14 protein-coding genes are annotated in these 17,095 nt (G+C 44.8%); 9 read left to right on the forward strand and 5 right to left on the reverse strand.

The features are described 5' to 3' along the window. Window positions 1-39: 39 nt before the first annotated feature. The 4 genes from FTD44_RS00855 to FTD44_RS00870 all read right to left on the reverse strand — a co-directional run bounded on the left by FTD44_RS00855 (window position 40) and on the right by FTD44_RS00870 (window position 9,243). Entirely contained in the window at window positions 40-1,161 is a 1,122-nt protein-coding gene (locus tag FTD44_RS00855) for a T9SS type A sorting domain-containing protein (protein ID WP_222164737.1), read from the reverse strand. Between the two features lie 93 nt (window positions 1,162-1,254). Beyond that, complete coding sequence (locus FTD44_RS00860; protein WP_394369723.1) at window positions 1,255-5,178, reverse strand: Ig-like domain-containing protein; 3,924 nt, start codon at window positions 5,176-5,178, stop codon at window positions 1,255-1,257. Window positions 5,179-5,465: 287 nt separating this feature from the next. Then, entirely contained in the window at window positions 5,466-6,854 is a 1,389-nt protein-coding gene (locus FTD44_RS00865; RefSeq protein WP_222164739.1) for a hypothetical protein, read from the reverse strand. 91 nt (window positions 6,855-6,945) lie between these two features. After that, entirely contained in the window at window positions 6,946-9,243 is a 2,298-nt protein-coding gene (locus FTD44_RS00870; RefSeq protein WP_222164740.1) for a beta strand repeat-containing protein, read from the reverse strand. Between the two features lie 911 nt (window positions 9,244-10,154). Between FTD44_RS00870 and FTD44_RS00875 the strand changes: the two genes are divergently transcribed. From FTD44_RS00875 to FTD44_RS00890, 4 genes are all read left to right on the forward strand, one after another. After that, complete coding sequence (locus FTD44_RS00875; RefSeq protein WP_222164741.1) at window positions 10,155-10,547, forward strand: hypothetical protein; 393 nt, start codon at window positions 10,155-10,157, stop codon at window positions 10,545-10,547. Beyond that, the gene (locus FTD44_RS00880) at window positions 10,538-11,776 is read left to right on the forward strand and encodes a hypothetical protein (RefSeq protein WP_222164742.1); all 1,239 of its coding nucleotides are present in this window, start codon (window positions 10,538-10,540) and stop codon (window positions 11,774-11,776) included. The genes FTD44_RS00875 and FTD44_RS00880 overlap by 10 nt, the downstream gene beginning before the upstream one ends. Before the next feature lie 19 nt (window positions 11,777-11,795). After that, complete coding sequence (locus tag FTD44_RS00885) at window positions 11,796-12,626, forward strand: carboxylesterase family protein (RefSeq protein WP_222164743.1); 831 nt, start codon at window positions 11,796-11,798, stop codon at window positions 12,624-12,626. Window positions 12,627-12,693: 67 nt separating this feature from the next. Then, window positions 12,694-14,121 (forward strand): hypothetical protein, encoded by a 1,428-nt coding sequence (locus FTD44_RS00890; protein WP_222164744.1) that lies wholly within the window; start codon window positions 12,694-12,696, stop codon window positions 14,119-14,121. Window positions 14,122-14,134: 13 nt separating this feature from the next. Here the strand turns inward: FTD44_RS00890 and FTD44_RS00895 are convergent, their stop codons facing one another. Next, a complete protein-coding gene (locus FTD44_RS00895) occupies window positions 14,135-14,497 on the reverse strand; it encodes a winged helix-turn-helix transcriptional regulator (protein ID WP_222164745.1) in 363 nt (120 codons plus the stop codon). Window positions 14,498-14,584: 87 nt separating this feature from the next. Between FTD44_RS00895 and FTD44_RS00900 the strand changes: the two genes are divergently transcribed. The 5 genes from FTD44_RS00900 to FTD44_RS00920 all read left to right on the forward strand — a co-directional run bounded on the left by FTD44_RS00900 (window position 14,585) and on the right by FTD44_RS00920 (window position 16,855). Further along, window positions 14,585-14,956 (forward strand): DoxX family protein, encoded by a 372-nt coding sequence (locus tag FTD44_RS00900; protein ID WP_222164746.1) that lies wholly within the window; start codon window positions 14,585-14,587, stop codon window positions 14,954-14,956. Window positions 14,957-15,025: 69 nt separating this feature from the next. Next, the gene (locus FTD44_RS00905) at window positions 15,026-15,460 is read left to right on the forward strand and encodes a hypothetical protein (protein WP_222164747.1); all 435 of its coding nucleotides are present in this window, start codon (window positions 15,026-15,028) and stop codon (window positions 15,458-15,460) included. Between the two features lie 79 nt (window positions 15,461-15,539). After that, entirely contained in the window at window positions 15,540-16,040 is a 501-nt protein-coding gene (locus FTD44_RS00910; protein WP_129021112.1) for a GbsR/MarR family transcriptional regulator, read from the forward strand. A 55-nt stretch (window positions 16,041-16,095) separates the two neighbouring features. Further along, window positions 16,096-16,440 (forward strand): hypothetical protein, encoded by a 345-nt coding sequence (locus tag FTD44_RS00915; protein ID WP_222164748.1) that lies wholly within the window; start codon window positions 16,096-16,098, stop codon window positions 16,438-16,440. A gap of 10 nt (window positions 16,441-16,450) precedes the next feature. Then, on the forward strand, window positions 16,451-16,855 hold the full coding sequence (locus FTD44_RS00920) for a hypothetical protein (RefSeq protein WP_222164749.1): 405 nt from the start codon (window positions 16,451-16,453) through the stop codon (window positions 16,853-16,855). Window positions 16,856-17,095: the final 240 nt, after the last annotated feature.

Here is a 17,095-nt window from a genome sequence, read left to right on the forward strand (position 1 = left end):
TTAAACACCTTCTATAGTTACATAAGACGATGTACTATATTATTTTGCAATCACCAGTTTTTGTGTCTGGTCAATCAGGTTGCCATATGCATCAATCAAAGAAACCATATAAGTACCGTTAGCCAAAGCAGGTAATACATAGTTATTTTCTCCGGCAACTACATCATATTGTTTGCTGATCACCATACGGCCAATTGCATCAACGGCCTTAACCTGTACGGTTTTCATTCCATTAGTAGCATTCAGTTTTATATGCACGGGCTCGTTTTCTCTCGCCGGATCAGGATATACCGTCCAGTTATTTTTACCGCTACAATCAGTATGTACCGATTTTACGTCGCTATACTTGAACTGGCCATCTACATCCACCATTTTCAGTCGATAATAAATGGTACCGGTTGGCTGCTCTGCCACGTATGCATAAGTGCTTCCGTTCAGACTGCTCTTGTTTTTTACGGTTGTAATCGTATGAAATGTTCTGGCATCAGCGCTGCTTTCTACTGCGAAATGATCAAAATTGCGTTCTTCAGTAGTCGTCCAGCTCAGTTTTGCGGCACACCCATCCGCTTCAGCCGTAAAAGCGGAAAGGGTTACTGGAAGCGGTGTAAATACGGTAAAGCTTGTTGTAGAGTTGTCATTACCAATGAGCTGGTTACCTTGAGCAACACTTGGTGCACCGGTAAGCGGATTTTTAAAGGTCGGCGCGGGATCAATCACATAGCTGATATTAGCCGTAACGGTCTGGAAAATCGGCATTGCGATCAGACCTGTTGTATTTATCCATACATCATGGATATCGAAAACAGGTAAGGTAGCATTATTACGCAATTTAATCGTTCCGTTTGTACCTGGGGTAAGTGAATATACATACCATCTTGGATCGCTATTAACCAGATCCAGGCCTGTAATGCCAACATTACCCCCTACAGATAATGTAATTTCTAATGAATTGGCCACAATATCTGTAGTGATTCCGATATTACCGGTCGTTACCTGTATCTGACCATTACCTCCCACTGGTATCTGAGCACCATTGAGTGGATATGCAAGAATGGATATCCATGGATCTGCGTCCTGCGCGCGGCCGGAGAAAGGCGTGAAGCTCAGTAAAAGCAAGGCCGTTATGGCCGTAAGAATGGCTTTTGAAAAATTTTGTCTCATTGTATTAAATTTATGGTTGTTTAAATCTTAATGATAAATGAAAGGTGCCGCCTACCGTTCTGCTCCCGGGCGGCACCTTAAAAATTTATACTGTTATGGGTTGGTTGCCGTAACAGATGTTTGTGAACTGTTATTTGCATTATTGCTATCTCCGCCACTTGCAGCGACAATGATTGCATTGATCGGCTGACTGGTATTCGCAGCAATACCTGCTTTACGGCTTATATTGAATCCTAAGGCAGAGTAACCATACGGACTAATCACTTTACCAGGTTTAAGCGTACACAATATGTAGCTTGAAGTTTCCGTGATGATCCAATCGTTATTAAATACTGTAGTACCTCCGCTCACATTAGATGTTGTCGTTGTTGCGCCGTAAGTAATGGTAAAGGCGGAAAGCTTCGGAATACGGAAGGCAACCTGACCTAAACTATTCATATTTGCTACTTCAACAATATTAACCACGAAGTCTCTGTTGTCTCCTGCTGCTGGGAAGCTTAAGGCATCGATCTGAACAACAGGTGTGAAATCCGGAGCAGTTCCTACCAGAATATGCAAGGTTGCTGTATCACGGGCCACAGGGCTACCGTTATCGAAGATGGCATACGGATACTCAACTGCACCAATAAATCCGAAAACAGGAACGAATGCATAAGAACCGTCTGTATTAAGCGTCAGGGTACCTTTACCAGAGATGGCGATCGTTTGCGCCACTACCATTTGGATATTGCCCTCTGCATCATGATCGTTCGACAGTACATTGCCGTTCAGTGTTTTTCCTTTGGTGGTTACACCATAGTCGTCATTTGCGGTTGTCGTATTCGGAGTGCCCGGAGGATTTACCGTTACAAATACTTGTGCAGTATCACACATTGATGGCGTACCGTTATCACAGATTTTATATGTGATGGTATCCGTACCAGTAAAGCCGGTTGGTGGTGTATAGGAGATCGATCCGTCAGGGTTGATCGTGGTCGTACCACCGGCCGGGGTTGTACCCGCACCTGGGTTATTATCGATCACAACCACGTTGCCCGGAGGCAGGGTCGTACCCGGTGTACCCGGTTTATCATTACCCAGCACAGGAACCGTTACCGGAGTATTCTGAGGCGTTTCTGTCACGTCATTGTTCGCTACAGGTGGGTTGGGTTGGTTATTGTTCAGTACAGTAATGTTCAACAGTTCGTTGGTACATACATTGTTATAACATACCGGAACCAGGAAGTTATACTCACCCGGTACAGCCGTAACAAAAGTATAGGTCCCATTAGGGTTCATTACCGGCATAGCAGCACCTGGATTGGTATAACCCGGTTGTGCTACAGGTGTACCATAGGTACTACCAACCGGTACATCATCATTTGTGGCTACGTTACCCGTTACCGGAGTGTTTATGTAAGTAGTGTTAAAGTCAGGGTCTGTATCCAGTGGTTTGCTCACCAGGATATGCAGGGTTGCCGTATCACGGGCCACAGGACTACCATTATCGGCAATCGCATATGGGAAGTCTACAGGACCATTGAAGCCAGGAACCGGTACAAAGGTGTAAGCACCATTGCTACCCAGCGTCAGGGTACCTTTACCAGGGATAGTGGTTGTTTGCGCCACTACGGTTTGGGTATTGCCTTCTGCATCATGATCATTGGTCAGTACATTACCGCCTACGGATGTAGATGGAGTCGTCGTTACATAATCATCATTTGCAGTAGTCGTGTTCGGTGTGCCTGCAGGGTTAACAGTTACATATACCTGTGCTGTATCACACATTGATGGCGTGCCATTATCACAGATTTTATATGTGATGGTATCCGTACCGGTAAAGCCGGTTGGCGGTGTGTAGGAAATCGATCCGTCAGGGTTGATCGTGGTCGTACCACCGGCCGGGGTTGTACCCGCACCTGGGTTATTATCGATCACAACCACATTGCCCGGAGGCAGTGTGGTGCCTGGTGTACCTGGTTTATCATTACCCAGTACAGGAACCGTTACCGGCGTGTTCTGAGGCGTTTCCGTTACATCATTGTTTGCTACAGGTGGGTTTGGCTTGTTATTATCCAGTACAGTAATGTTCAACAGTTCGTTAGTACATACACTGTTATAACATACCGGAACCAGGAAGTTGTACTCACCCGGAATAGATGTAACAAAGGTATAGGTACCGTTAGGGTTCATTACCGGAATAGCAGTACCTGGGTTGGTATAACCCGGTTGTGCTACAGGTGCACCATAAGTACTACCAACTGGTACATCATCATTCGTGGATACATTACCTGTCACCGGAGTATTTATGTAAGTAGTATTGAAGTCAGGGTCTGTATCCAGTGGTTTGCTCACCAGGATATGCAGGGTTGCAGTATCGCTAGCCACAGGGCTACCGTTATCGAAGATCGCATATGGGAAGTCTACAGGACCATTGAAACCAGGAACCGGTACAAAGGTATAAGCACCATTGCTGCCCAGTGTCAGGGTACCTTTACCAGGGATTGTAGTTGTTTGCGCCACTACGGTTTGAGTATTGCCTTCAGCATCATGATCATTGGTCAGTACATTACCGCCTACGGATGTAGATGGAGTCGTCGTTACATAATCATCATTTGCGGTAGTCGTATTCGGGGTGCCCGGAGGATTTACTGTTACCACAACCATTGCTGTATCACACAGAGATGGGGTGCCATTATCACATACTTTATATGTAATGGTATCCGTACCGGTAAAGCCGGTTGGCGGTGTATAGGAAATTGACCCGTCAGGGTTGATCGTGGTCGTACCACCGGCCGGGGTTGTACCCGCACCTGGGTTATTATCGATCACGACCACATTACCCGGAGGCAGGGTTGTACCCGGTGTACCCGGCTTATCATTACCCAGTACAGGAACCGTTACCGGAGTGTTCTGAGGCGTTTCTGTCACGTCATTGTTCGCTACAGGTGGATTCGGTTTGTTATTATCCAGTACAGTAATGTTCAACAGTTCGTTATTACATACACTGTTATAACATACCGGAACCAGGAAGTTGTACTCTCCCGGAACAGATGTAACAAAGGTATAGGTACCGTTAGGGTTCATTACCGGAATAGCAGCACCTGGATTGGTATAACCCGGTTGCGCTACAGGTGTACCATAGGTGCTACCAACCGGCACATCATCATTCGTGGCTACGTTACCCGTTACCGGAGTGTTTATGTAAGTGATATTGAAGTCCGGATCAGTATCCATACCCTGCTCACTTGACTTAGTGTAGTAAGCTTGATTTGCAGTAGTATTGGTTGCCAATGCCGCATAATCACGGTTACGCAACTCGGTACCGGCTGCCGGTACACCTGCCGTGCTCGCGCCCGGTGTATTTACCTGCCAGCTACCCGGGCCCTGGTATTGTGTCACGTAGTTACCCGAGCTGTTAAAGACCGACTGATTCGTCGTCGTGTTATGCTGCAGGGCAATATTGGTGGTACTGCCTGCTACGTCGCCATAAATATTCCAGGTACGTTGCATACCGGTATTATAGAAGTTCTCTACCGGTACAGAAGTGGCGTAACTGGCAACATTTACATGCACAGTATTCACCATCGTCGGATTCACTGTAGCCGGTGTATAGTCCCCTTCAGTAATCCCTACCGGGTATATCCAGGCAGCAGTATAGCTTTCTTTCACTACATGTCCGTTACCGGCGGTTACTGCAAAGGCAGCAGGACGGTACCCGGTTTCTGTAGCAGTACTGCTGAAGCGAAGGTCGTATGCCCCCAGTAGTACATCATTTCCACTGACAGCCGAGCCATTGCCCAATGTCGTCGCCCAGGTAAAGTTATTACCAATATAAAGCGTGTGGTCTGTATTAGCAGTACTGATATCGCCCATAGAAGGCGTAGTAGATACTACACCCAGGACCAGGTTATTGGGATTACGCTGGATGACCTGTGCCAGAATTTTGCTGCCCCCGCCGTCTATCGTGGTGGGCTGGCCGCTCCAGGCTACGGTCTCGGCAAGCGTACCAATACTTCCCGGATTATCCAGGATCATTTTACCCCCGCCATCAATCACAGCAGTAGGAGCGATAAAAACGTATTGACTGGCAATCACCCATTCCTGCCCTGCAGGGATAGTGATATGCGCACCGGGGCCAATATACAGATACTGGCTGTACTCTGTAGTACCACCTGCATCGTATGTGCCCATACGCGTCACGGCGCTCTGTGCCGTTGCCTGGCCTGCCGGGACCAGACCCAGACTCAGGGCCGCAATTAGTTTATAAAATGTTGTTTTCATTGTCTTTTTTTAAACGTGTACAAAAGGCCGGAAGCGGCGTCTTAGTTAATGCTTTGATAGGTAATCACATTCTCTCCCCAAACCGAACCTCCAAAATTCATCAGGCTACCGGTAGCATTAAAGTTTTGCATAGATCCGATAGCCCAGTAGTAATATGTTTTATTGCCACCGGAGGTATTATTGATCACTACAGAACCTTTCATGATCGAATAAGGGGAATTAGTGCCCAAGCCGCCACTGATAAGGTCGCTGGAGCCCACAATGTCGGGACTTGTGGCAAAACTGCTACTACTGTTACCGAAGGAGGTACGCACCCACCAGGTCTCATTACTTGCAGTATAGGTTACGGTGCCACTACCTTTGGACATAAGCATGGTGACATCTACCAGCCATTTACCGGGAGGCAGGGTTACTGCATTTCCTGTATATTGAGGTGTAATCGTATTGGAAGGGATATTGACTCCGGCGCCGATAGGCGCGTAATAGATATCTACAGCGGCGCGCTTCCAGGTACCGACACCATTGGCATCAGAAGTAAGCACTTTATTTAAGCCCTGTGTACCATCTACAATTTTAATAGCGCCATTGGTGGTACCGTTCTGAATATCCAGTCTTGTAGCAGGATTCGTCGTATTGATACCTACAAAACCCTTGTCATCGAGTGTCATCCGGGTAGTGCCACTGGTACTGAGCTGCAGGTTACTGTTCAGATTCGTACCGTTGCCGGTATAGGTTGCATTAATGACACTAAGGTTTGCAATTGCGCCATTGACATAGCCCTGCATACTAATGTTACCAAGCCCGTCATTGTTACCCAGGTTTTGCGGCGTTGCGCGCGTACCACGGGCATTGCTCAGGTAGAGGCCGGATGTATTACTGCCTCCTGTAGTGTTGTAAGAGCGTACCCAAACATCATCATACAGTGGCCCTCTGTTGTCATTGTCTATATGCAATATAGAGGCCGGAGCCGAAGTACCCAGACCCAGACCGCCATTAGTTCCCAACCTCATTTTTTCAGTACCATTGGTTTCAAATGGCAGATCAAAGTTATCGTTGGTACCAATCGTCCTGAGGGCACCATTATCATTACCGTCCTGTATCCAGGCAAGGCTGGCAATAGCACCGGCATTTACAACACGCACCCATTGGGTACCGTCATTGTAATAAAAACCCGGGCTTACTGCCGTATTGCCGCTGCCTGCAGTAGCGGTGTTGTATACAACCATACCTGCGACATGGGCATTAAGCGGACTCGCCGCAGTAGTGGCGGTCAGGGCAAGACGCGATAATAATAATCCCTTATTGTTACTCTGTAGTTCCAGTATTGCATTAGGATTGATGGCAGCATTAGCCGTGCCATCAGACACCCTTTGCTGTGCGAGCAAAGGGCTGCTGTTCATCAGTAAAACTCCTGCAAAAAGCAGGTTCATAGGTGTACATTTCATTTTATAATTATTATAGGTTATTCGTTTGAAATATTTTTTCGTAGTGATATGGTTACCGTATACGGTTCAATTATACCTACCAGGCATTTTGCCATGTAGTACCATCCCATACACGCAGTTTGTGCAGGGTAGTATCATAATACGCCTGGCCTTCTACCGGGCTGCCCGGTGCCGTAGCCGCTTTGGGCAACACCACCCCATTGCTGAAGCCCAGCACTAATTGGTTGCTGTTGGTCGTTGTGGCATTGGTACCCAGGGCCATACTGTTATTTTGTGTTACCGTATTGTTCTGGCCAATAGCCGTACTATACGCAGCATTAGTGATCGTATTATTGCTACCCAGGGCATTAGACAGGTTCGCGTTAGTAAGTGTATTGCTTGCACCGGCAATATGCGCACCGCTACTGGAGGTCAAAGTATTCCGGAAGCCGGAAAGGGAAGAAAAATTGGAGCCCGTAACGGTATCCTGGTAACCTGTTATCAGATTGCTGTTGGACTCGGTAACCTTATTGTAAGATCCGATCGTCGCATTGTTACCTTGCTTGAAACTAAAGCCCTCACCAACAGTATTCCCCAGACCACTCACCAAGTCTCGACTGCCAGATACCTTTATATCAGAAGGGAACCCGGCACCTAAGGCCGCACCGGTATAAGTGAAGCTCGCAGGACTATTCATCACATAGTTATTTTCCCCGATGATCAAGCTCATGCCCGTAGTAGAACCAGTCTTATTGACTTTACCGGTCATAAGATTATAACCACCGGAATCGACATTACCAAAACCAAATACAGCCGTCTGGTTCGTACCATACAGTTCATTGTTCTGGCCGGCTACAATCCCAAAAGGATTACCGGGAGCATTTACAATATTTCCATCACCGAGCACCGCACCACTGTTCCCGGCGGTTATATTGTTTCTGCTACCGGCAATCAAAGTATTTTTACTATTGCTTACATCATTATTCCTACCGCTGATGAAGGTAGCCGTGCTACCGCTATCCAGTTGGTTGGCGGTACCGATGATGCCACTATTAGCAGAACCGGAACCGATGATATTGTTAAATCCACTGATGAATGTATAGTTGGAAGTGTCCTTATTGGAGCCACCGAAAATAGCTGCATTCTTTGCATTGCTCATACGGTTATCGGAGCCGTATATGATGGAGGAGTAAGCATCTGCAGCAGTATTGATGATATTATAATTACCGCCTACCAGATTAGCCCCGGCATTGCCACCGGTAACGGTAATGGTATTGATATTGCCCAAAACAGTAGAATAGTTGGCATTGCCCCCGGTAACAGCAATCTTATGTGCATTACCCAGGACTACAGAATTATCGGCGTTAGCACTGATGCTGTGGCTGCCACCTGCCACCAGTGTGTAACTGGAGCTGTCTTTATTGGCATTACCAAAAACAGCCGAAGCGATGGCGGTATTGATATTATTATTCTGCCCCCCGACTACATTGGTCCAGGTATTGTCGCCGGTCAGGGTGTTGGCTGAGCCACTCACCAGGTTTTGCCCAATAGAAGTAGCCGACAGCACATGATTCTGCCCGAAAACCGCTGTACCCAGTGCATTGCCACCAATGGTATGGTTACGTCCTGCCACAATCGTATAAGTGGCACTATCCTTATTACCATCGCCCGATACTGCTGAGCCTCCGGCATTGAACAGGATATTACTGTTGCCGCTTACAGTGCTGTTCGGACTATTGGTCAGGGCATTATTATACCCTGTCGCGAAGCTGGACGTACTGGCATTGATCTTGTTTTGTAAACCGAATACCGAGGAATGGTTAGAACCTGTACCTACAGTATCGTTCTGCCCCCAGATAAAACTGTATTGCGATCCGGCACTGGTCGCTGCACCACCAACAGCATTTGCATTCTGATCGAAGATCATGCGGGTGATGTTGTTGACGCCCAGGGCCAGGTTTTTGGCATCGGTGGTACCCCAGAAATTGGCCGCACCAACCGCAGTGCCTACTGTAGCAGGTGGTGTGCTGGCTGCATTGCCTTTCAAACGCCAGAAATCACCGGCGGCGGCACTACTGTTAAAACTCAGGGGGTTCCATTTACCCTCCCACACTACCAGGCCAGTGTCCAGGCCATTGGCTCCGCCGGTAGTGGTGTTGAACACCACCATACCTTTGGCAGGACTGCCGGTCATCGGCGTCCACAGCAAGCGGTCGGTCAGGGCCACTCTGCTGGGCAGAAACCCTTTATTGTTGCTTTGCAGTTCCATTACCGCTGCAGGATTAATAGCCGCATTGGCCGTACCGTCCGAGACCCTTTGCTGAGCCTGAAGTGATGTACTTCCTGCCAATAATAATACGGGCACCGTAATCTTTGTAATTGTTTTTTGTTTCATATTAAATCGGATGTAATTGTTTTTAAATTTCCGCTGTTCTAACAGACCGATTGACGTCCTTCTTTTAGGCCAATCAGTTTATTCACTTCGGTTAATAAATTCAATTTGGGGACAAAAATAGACTGCCTCAGGGTGTCAAAAACCAAGTCCTGGAGCGGGTTTCCAAAAACAGTACAAAAGTTAGGCGCCTTTCAAAATGTTTTTATACTCATTTATAACAACTATAATATGGCCTTCAGTTACTTATGATTTAGCACCTATAATTTGGCTGTAACAAGTCATTATGAAAACGGTTTGCAAACCGTACCTTTTCCAGTCAGCTATCCTGGGCTATCGGTCATTTATGAACAAAACATGATGATTGAAGACGAGAAAAATTTATATGAAAGCAAATTGATACACACAGCATCTACACAGATCCGGATCATACGTACTAAAGCATATCATTGGTAATCGAGATAAGGAGCAGGCATTATACCGATGAGCGTGGGGAGTATGGATCTATACACCGTTTAGAACGGCCATCTCACATACAGTTCTTTTGTATGGGTTGTGGTAATGAACCGGGAAACTTCATTTTTCTTATAAAGAAGCAGATCGTTACCCTTAACAATATCGTGTTCAACAATTTAAGCAAACAACAGGCTATTGAGCCTTTATTTTCAGGCATACATCATTACATATTTCCTTACCAAAAACAGTACTTAAGATAGTAGTCTGAATGCACATCGTAGCATTGCACAGCCTTACTTTTGTCCCAGAGAACATTCAATGAATATGCATCTATTTGTTCATTGAGTCAATTCTATCTCTTTCATTACAGGCTTAAAAAAGCGCTCCTTTCCAGGAGCGCTTTTGGTTTCTGCCAATTATATCAGAACCATGTTTAAATTCTGATTATATTTACCCATATGAAGTCTGTCTTACTTTCATGCTTTATACTTTTCTCTGGTATTGCCGCAAAGGCACAGGTATGCGATACCGTTTACCGTGCAGTGCAGTACCCTGCTTCTTATGCAAATGATTCGCTGCAGCAATATATATTTCACTCTATTACAGAGGTGATCACCCAATGCCAGTCAGAGGGAGAAGAACCCGCTACAAAGCTTTATCTGGAACTCACCATCGATTATACAGGTACGGTGGTTGATGTGCACTTTCGCAAGCCGGCTTTAAGCCAGCGTTGTCAGGCGATGCTCCGTAATAAATTAATCGGCATAAAGGGCTGGAAACCCGCCCGGCATAATGATCAGGAGGTGTGCAGTATGCTGCTCATTCCGGTAAACTGTATTAAATGGCAGTAAGCGCTTATTTGTTTTCGATGCGAAAAATGATGTTCCTGCTGGCGGGTCTTTTTCTGAGTATGCAAATTCAGGCACAAAGCATCATTGAATTGGAGCGAGAAGTCCGGTCTTATAATAGGTATCCGGATCAAAGACTTTGTGAGGCTAAGCTTTTATTGTCAATAGACTCAATGAATGACGCAGGCCATAGGTATATGTATGAGCACTATAACAGTCAACATAAAGGCTCCGGTAGTACTTATTGGGACCAGCTCATCCTCGATCATCCCAACAGCCCGCTCCCGTATATGGTGCATGCAAAAATGCACTTTTTGGATGCTTATGATAATCAGCATTTATATCCTGAACAATTAACGTACCTGTATCAGGCTCTGGAACAATATCCAGACAATGTAGGCGTACAATATGAACTGGCAAAGCTATATTACAAAGACTTTTTATACCCTATTGAAAAAGATCAATTTGCAGCATCAGAGTCAATAGAAGATATACCTGAAATGAAATCAATTTATGCATCTGCAGTAGACAGCGCATTATATTATTTTAGTAAGGTGTGGCAAAATGATACAATCAACCGTTACCAGATTTATTTTCCTATAAAACAAATAGAGTATTTCCATGGCACTAATGAATCATCTTTTCCATTAAATATTGATAGTAGTGGTCATAATGACTACTTCCCTTACTGGTATTTTATGTCCGGAATAAATTATGCTGCAGGCTATCACAATCTTGTATTTGAACTGAAGTTGAGCAGTCATGCTGTCAGCTCCAGAACCACACAACTTAAAGCGCTGAAAGAACCCGGACTATATACCCTTCCCGTCAGTTCCGGTACTACAGTTTATCGGTTTACCTGGCTCAGGTCTTTCCATCACCCCATCAGTATACGTCTGGAGCAAACCAGTAATGAATACATTATTTATTGGAAAGAAGGAAAAGGTCCAGGTGGATATGCACCTAAAGGATTAAAAATATCGGGAAGAAAGCGATTAAAACCAGCGCAAGGACAAAAATGTATTCAATTGATCAATGGCATGCAGTTGGATTCATTACCAAACAATCATGAAACCCTTATGTTTGACGGTGCGTCTTGGCTGCTGGAGCGCAAAACGGCAGGCGGATACAAGGCCTTCCACACGAATGAACCGGATCAGAAATTTAACGACTTAGGACGGTTCCTGCTAAAATGTACTAATATCCGTATAAAAGAAGATGAAATATATTAAACAAACACCTGACTAAGCTATGAAACCGTTGCTCCTTTTCTATTTCCTACTCACTTGTTCCGGTCTGGCATCTGCACAGCAGCATGTATTCAGGCAGGACAAACCGGATAGCCTAACCATAGCCCGCAACAGGACAGCGGTATTACAATTGTCTGCTGCACCCTTTCTTAAAGGTTCGTTTTCTGCTGAGGATATAACGATACCCTATCGTTTATTGTTACCTAGACAGATGAACAGACTACGGCAATACCCGCTTGTGATCATGCTGCACAACTCCGGCAAAATAGGTACGGATAATGAATTACAATTAGATCCGCTGGCCAGGACCTGGCTCAGAACAGCAATACAGGAACAGTTTCCGGCATTTGTACTGGCCCCGCAATTTGCACGGCGCTCATCTAATTATCATCCTGACAAAGGCATACAGGTATCCGCACCGTCTGCAGATGTAGCCGCTATACTGGATTTGCTTCATAAACTGGAACAGGAATACCCAAACATAGATCGCAGCAGGATATACCTTGTAGGGTATTCTATGGGTGCCTCTACTGCCCAGAACCTGATGAGCTTTGCCCCTGAACGTTTTGCCGCAATGGTTTCTATCGCTGCAGTACCGGACATATCTAATCTTAAAGCATTTAGCCATAAGCCCATCTGGCTGATTCACGGACAGCAGGATAATGATAATCCCTATAGTGGAAGCGTATACCTGTTCAACAAACTAAAAGGGAATAAACAACTTGTATTCACGACTTATACTGAGTTGAATCATAATAATATTACTATTCCATTCTTAGCCTCAGACGCGATTCCCAGATGGCTGTTCCGGCAAAAAATAAATACAAAATAGATAAGTATTTTATAGAGCAAAGAGTATATTGCGCACGAAATAAATCATTCGTTCACATACCTATTACATGAAGCTCAAGTATTTCGCCTTATCTGTACTGTTGGCATGCAGCAGTCCTTCTTTCGCTCAGGAAAATGATGCATTAGTCATTAAACTGTTAGATAATGATCGTATCGGAGCGGTGAACCTTGACCAGGATAAATTTATTGCATCCCTGGGACTGGTAACAGAATATTGCAAGGGGTTATCAGACCTTTTTGCGCCTGAGCAAAAAATAGGCATTCTGTTAACGGTACATACTAGCGGTGCAGCAACGTACAAATGTTACTCCAGTCCGGCATTACCTACTGCTGCAGAAGCAAAAATACTTAATGACCTGCAGGCTATTCCGCTGGAGCATACCAGACTGGTCGATTTCCCGGTTTTCATCGCTGTACATAGCAGCCCGGAAACAGCTACTGATTTTACAGGCTTTGAAAATCCTGTTCAGCAAAAGAAGAGTGTTTATGTAAATGCAGATTTAGCTACCAAATTGCAACTCAATAAAGAGTATGCACTCAAAGAGGTATTGCCCGTATTAACAGCTTATGAGCTTATCGCAGAAAGCCAGTATGCAGGCGTCAAAAATTTTGGCAAGAAAGCCAGCACAACCAGCTTTGGACAGGAACAGGATGTATATGCATTCACCAGTAAAAACCCGGATTACTGGCGTGCAACCATGGAAATGGGCGCTGGCAACCAACTAATCCCAACAACTAAAATTGCTGCGCTTGTTGCACAGGGAGAGCTAGACCAAGCTATGAAATACATTGAGATTGTAAGGATGTTTTCCGACAAAGAATCCATTTCTGCTATATACCTGGATGAATTAAAAGACCGACTCAGCAACTTTCATAATGAATTGAGTATTGCCATAGAAAAAGGTATATCCGCCCATGACCGGGGCAACTACATAAAAGCAATTGCTATATATAATGATATCCTGAAGGTATATCCAAATTCGGCCTGGGCCCTTTATGAAAAATACTATTCTGAACATGCTCAGAAGGTCGCCTTGCGACAAATAGAAGCAACGGATGGTGAAGACTGGGCTAAAGCTAAAAAAGATATTTATAAGCACAATCCACTATACCATATGGATGTACATGCCAGTAATGGCAGGGGTGCTTACCTCATCGTACGCAGACAAGAGATCAGCAAATTGTTTAAGAATGAAGATCAACAGCTACAGGATGTGTACCAGTATGCCATGATTGCATCAGATCTGGGCATTTATGACTTTGCTGCGCAGCTCTTCTGGCTCACTATTCCTTATAGCGAAAAAGACATGCAGAAAGATGCATTGCATCAATACCTGTACTGCCTGGAACAATTAGGTGTAAAAGACTTGAAGGCCAACTTCGAAGGTGATTTTCCTACAATATTTAAAGAAATAGAGCAACAGAAAAAGAAGGCAATGAAAGAAAGTCCGATCTATCAGTCTATGAAAAAATAGCCTTTACAGACCGCTATTGCGGTTGCGCGATTTCCTCTATTATCCGCTCGCGGTGCTGCTGCCCCCAGCGGCCCATGGCCTCCAGCACTTCCTTCAGCGTTTCGCTGTATGGTGTCAACGCATATTCTACGGTAACGGGTTTGGTATTACATACCGTACGGCTTACCAGCCCGTTCAGTTCCATCTCCTGCAATTCCTTTGATAAGATGCGGGGCGAGATCTCCGCTTCGCGGCTCAGCTCCAGGAATCGTTTTTTACCATCCATCAGGATAGTCAGCAATACCATTTTCCACTTGCCTCCGATCACATCAAGGGTATCTCTTATGGCCAGACGGGCCTTTTTACAGGTCACTGAGTTATGTACAATACTATCCATTTTGTAACTACTATTCTTTTTGTAACAGCTATCTAAAGTATAGCAAATATACAGAGCTTTGCCTCCACAAACAAAACACAATAAAACATGTCACAAAAAGCAATGAACATTACCGGATGGGTATTAACCATCGTATTAGCCTTATTATTTGCCATGAGCGCATTTATGAAACTCGGCCTGAACGAAACGGCAGTACAGCAAGCCGCTGCTGCCGGGATGGATGCAGCTACCTATCGTATTATTGGTGTGGTGGAGATCCTGTCCTTGCTCCTGTTCCTGGTACCCCGTACCGGTCTGCTCGGAGCCCTGCTGCTGATCGCCTATATGGGCGGGGCTATTGCAACCCATCTGCAGCACCAGCAACCGATTGCTATGGCCGTTGCCGTACAGGTTGTACTCTGGATCGCCACCCTGCTGCGCCACCCCGAGCTGAAGCAGCGATTGGTTGCAGCAAAATAAAAAGTGTATAAATAGCAAGTGCATAATCGTCCACACCGGTTATGCACTTTGTTTTTACCCTACATTTGTATGCAACAATTAGTTGCGATGCAAAAAGAACAATTACAAGAGCTTATTGATAAACTGGAGGAAACACAACTAGTGCACGATGCATATTTCAAAATTGGGTCAGAAAACGGGCACCATACAGAGAGCTATATCCGTGCCAATAAGGAAGGCTTGCGGCTGTTTGCATTGCGTTTACTGAAAGCGTCAAACCAAAATGAAAAAACATCTCTCCCTCATTGGTTTGATATTACAGAAGAATGGCTGGAAGCCGATAGTGAAGTGTTTATTAATCATATTCAAATATTACAAGAAAAAAGAACTTCTGTCCTTCCAGAAATAGAATCTTCAGATACTGGGGGTAAGCTACTTGGCTATGGATGTATACTCATAATGCTTTTACTTATTACATCCACCATTATTGGTCTGATAACAATTGTCCAATGGATCACCGGATAATTTTTATTTTTTAACTTTCAAAATATTTTGAAAGTTAAAAAATATATGTACTTTTGTATCAGCAAAGACAAAGAAGATCATGAAACTCGCAGACGCTAAAGAAAAGTATATACAAACCTGGGGTACACTGGCCTCTAACTGGGGCATAAACCGTACCATGGCTATGGTGCATGCTTTACTGCTGTCCAGCGACAAGCCACTCTCTACCGATGAGGTAATGGAAGAATTGCTGATCTCCCGCGGCAATGCCAATATGACCCTGCGCGACCTGATCGACTGGGGCATTGTACGGAAAGAGATCATTAAAGGTGAACGTAAAGAGTATTTTGTGGCGGAAAAAGATATCTGGTATCTCTTTAAACAGATCGTAAAGGAAAGAAGGAAAAGAGAGATAGAACCGGTGATTGCCAGCATAGAAGAGCTCAGCCATATCGATGAAGACGGACCGGAGGCCGAATCATTCGCAAAACTGATGGGCGATATGAAAAATGTAACGAACAAGATCAACAATATTATGGACCTGGCCATTAAGAGTGATGAACACTGGCTGGTCGGTAAAATAACGAACCTTATCAAATAAGGTTTTTTATTTAGTCTTTATTTTCAATATTTACTGAAACTTCATTTTATTCGATATGTACAATATACTAGCTTATACGATGTACCTGCTGATAACCAGTTTCATTACAATATATGTAGGCTATTGTTGTCACAAAAGCGGAGGCATGTACCTGCAGTATTTGTTAGGCGATCATGCTCCTTGCCAGGCGATCAACAACCTGCTGCTCTGTGGCTATTACCTGGTCAATATCGGCTATGCAGCGTGGAGCCTGCATGATGGCTTTCAGATAGGCAATGCTGCTGAACTGATGATGACCCTCTCTGTTCGCACCGGATCGATTGTTTGTCTGCTCTGTGTGCTGCATTATATCAATATCCTCACCTTTTATCTTTTAAGCAGAAAATACATTCATTCTTAAATCATATACAATGAACACGCAAATCTCGCTTCTCGCTTATTTCATCTACCTGCCTGTTGCCCTCGGCCTCACCATCACGGTAGCCCATCAGTTGTTCAAAAACGGTAAAGTCTTTATGCTGGATATCTTTCACCAGCAGGCCGATATTGCCCTGGCCACCAATTCCCTGTTCAAGATCGGCTTTTACCTGCTCAATGTAGGCTTTGCCCTGACCATTATTCGTATGTCTGCCATCGTTAATGCAGAAAGCATGATCGTAAAGCTCAGTACCAAGATCGGCGGCTTTGCCATATACCTGGGCATTATGCTGATGCTGAACCTTTACCTGTTTATGCGCGGCCGTAAAAAAGCCCGCCAGCACCAGCGCGAACTGAACAAACTTTTTGGTAACAGCAAGGGTATTGAATTTGAATAATAGTCTTTGATTCATAAAACAGTTGTTATGAAACGCTTCTTTAAAACAGATTTTTATATACAGGCATGCACCGTCATTTGTGCCATAGTGCTTTTGCCAGTAGTATATCTGTATGCACCCAATTATCTATTACTACTATATCCCGCAGTAGGTTTGATACAGCTCATCAGTTATCTTATACGCCTGAGTATGCACTACAAAAAATCACAACTATTCAGGATTTATGGTATATTCATGATA

The organism is Edaphocola aurantiacus (assembly GCF_019797745.1).
GTDB lineage: Bacteria > Bacteroidota > Bacteroidia > Chitinophagales > Chitinophagaceae > Edaphocola > Edaphocola aurantiacus.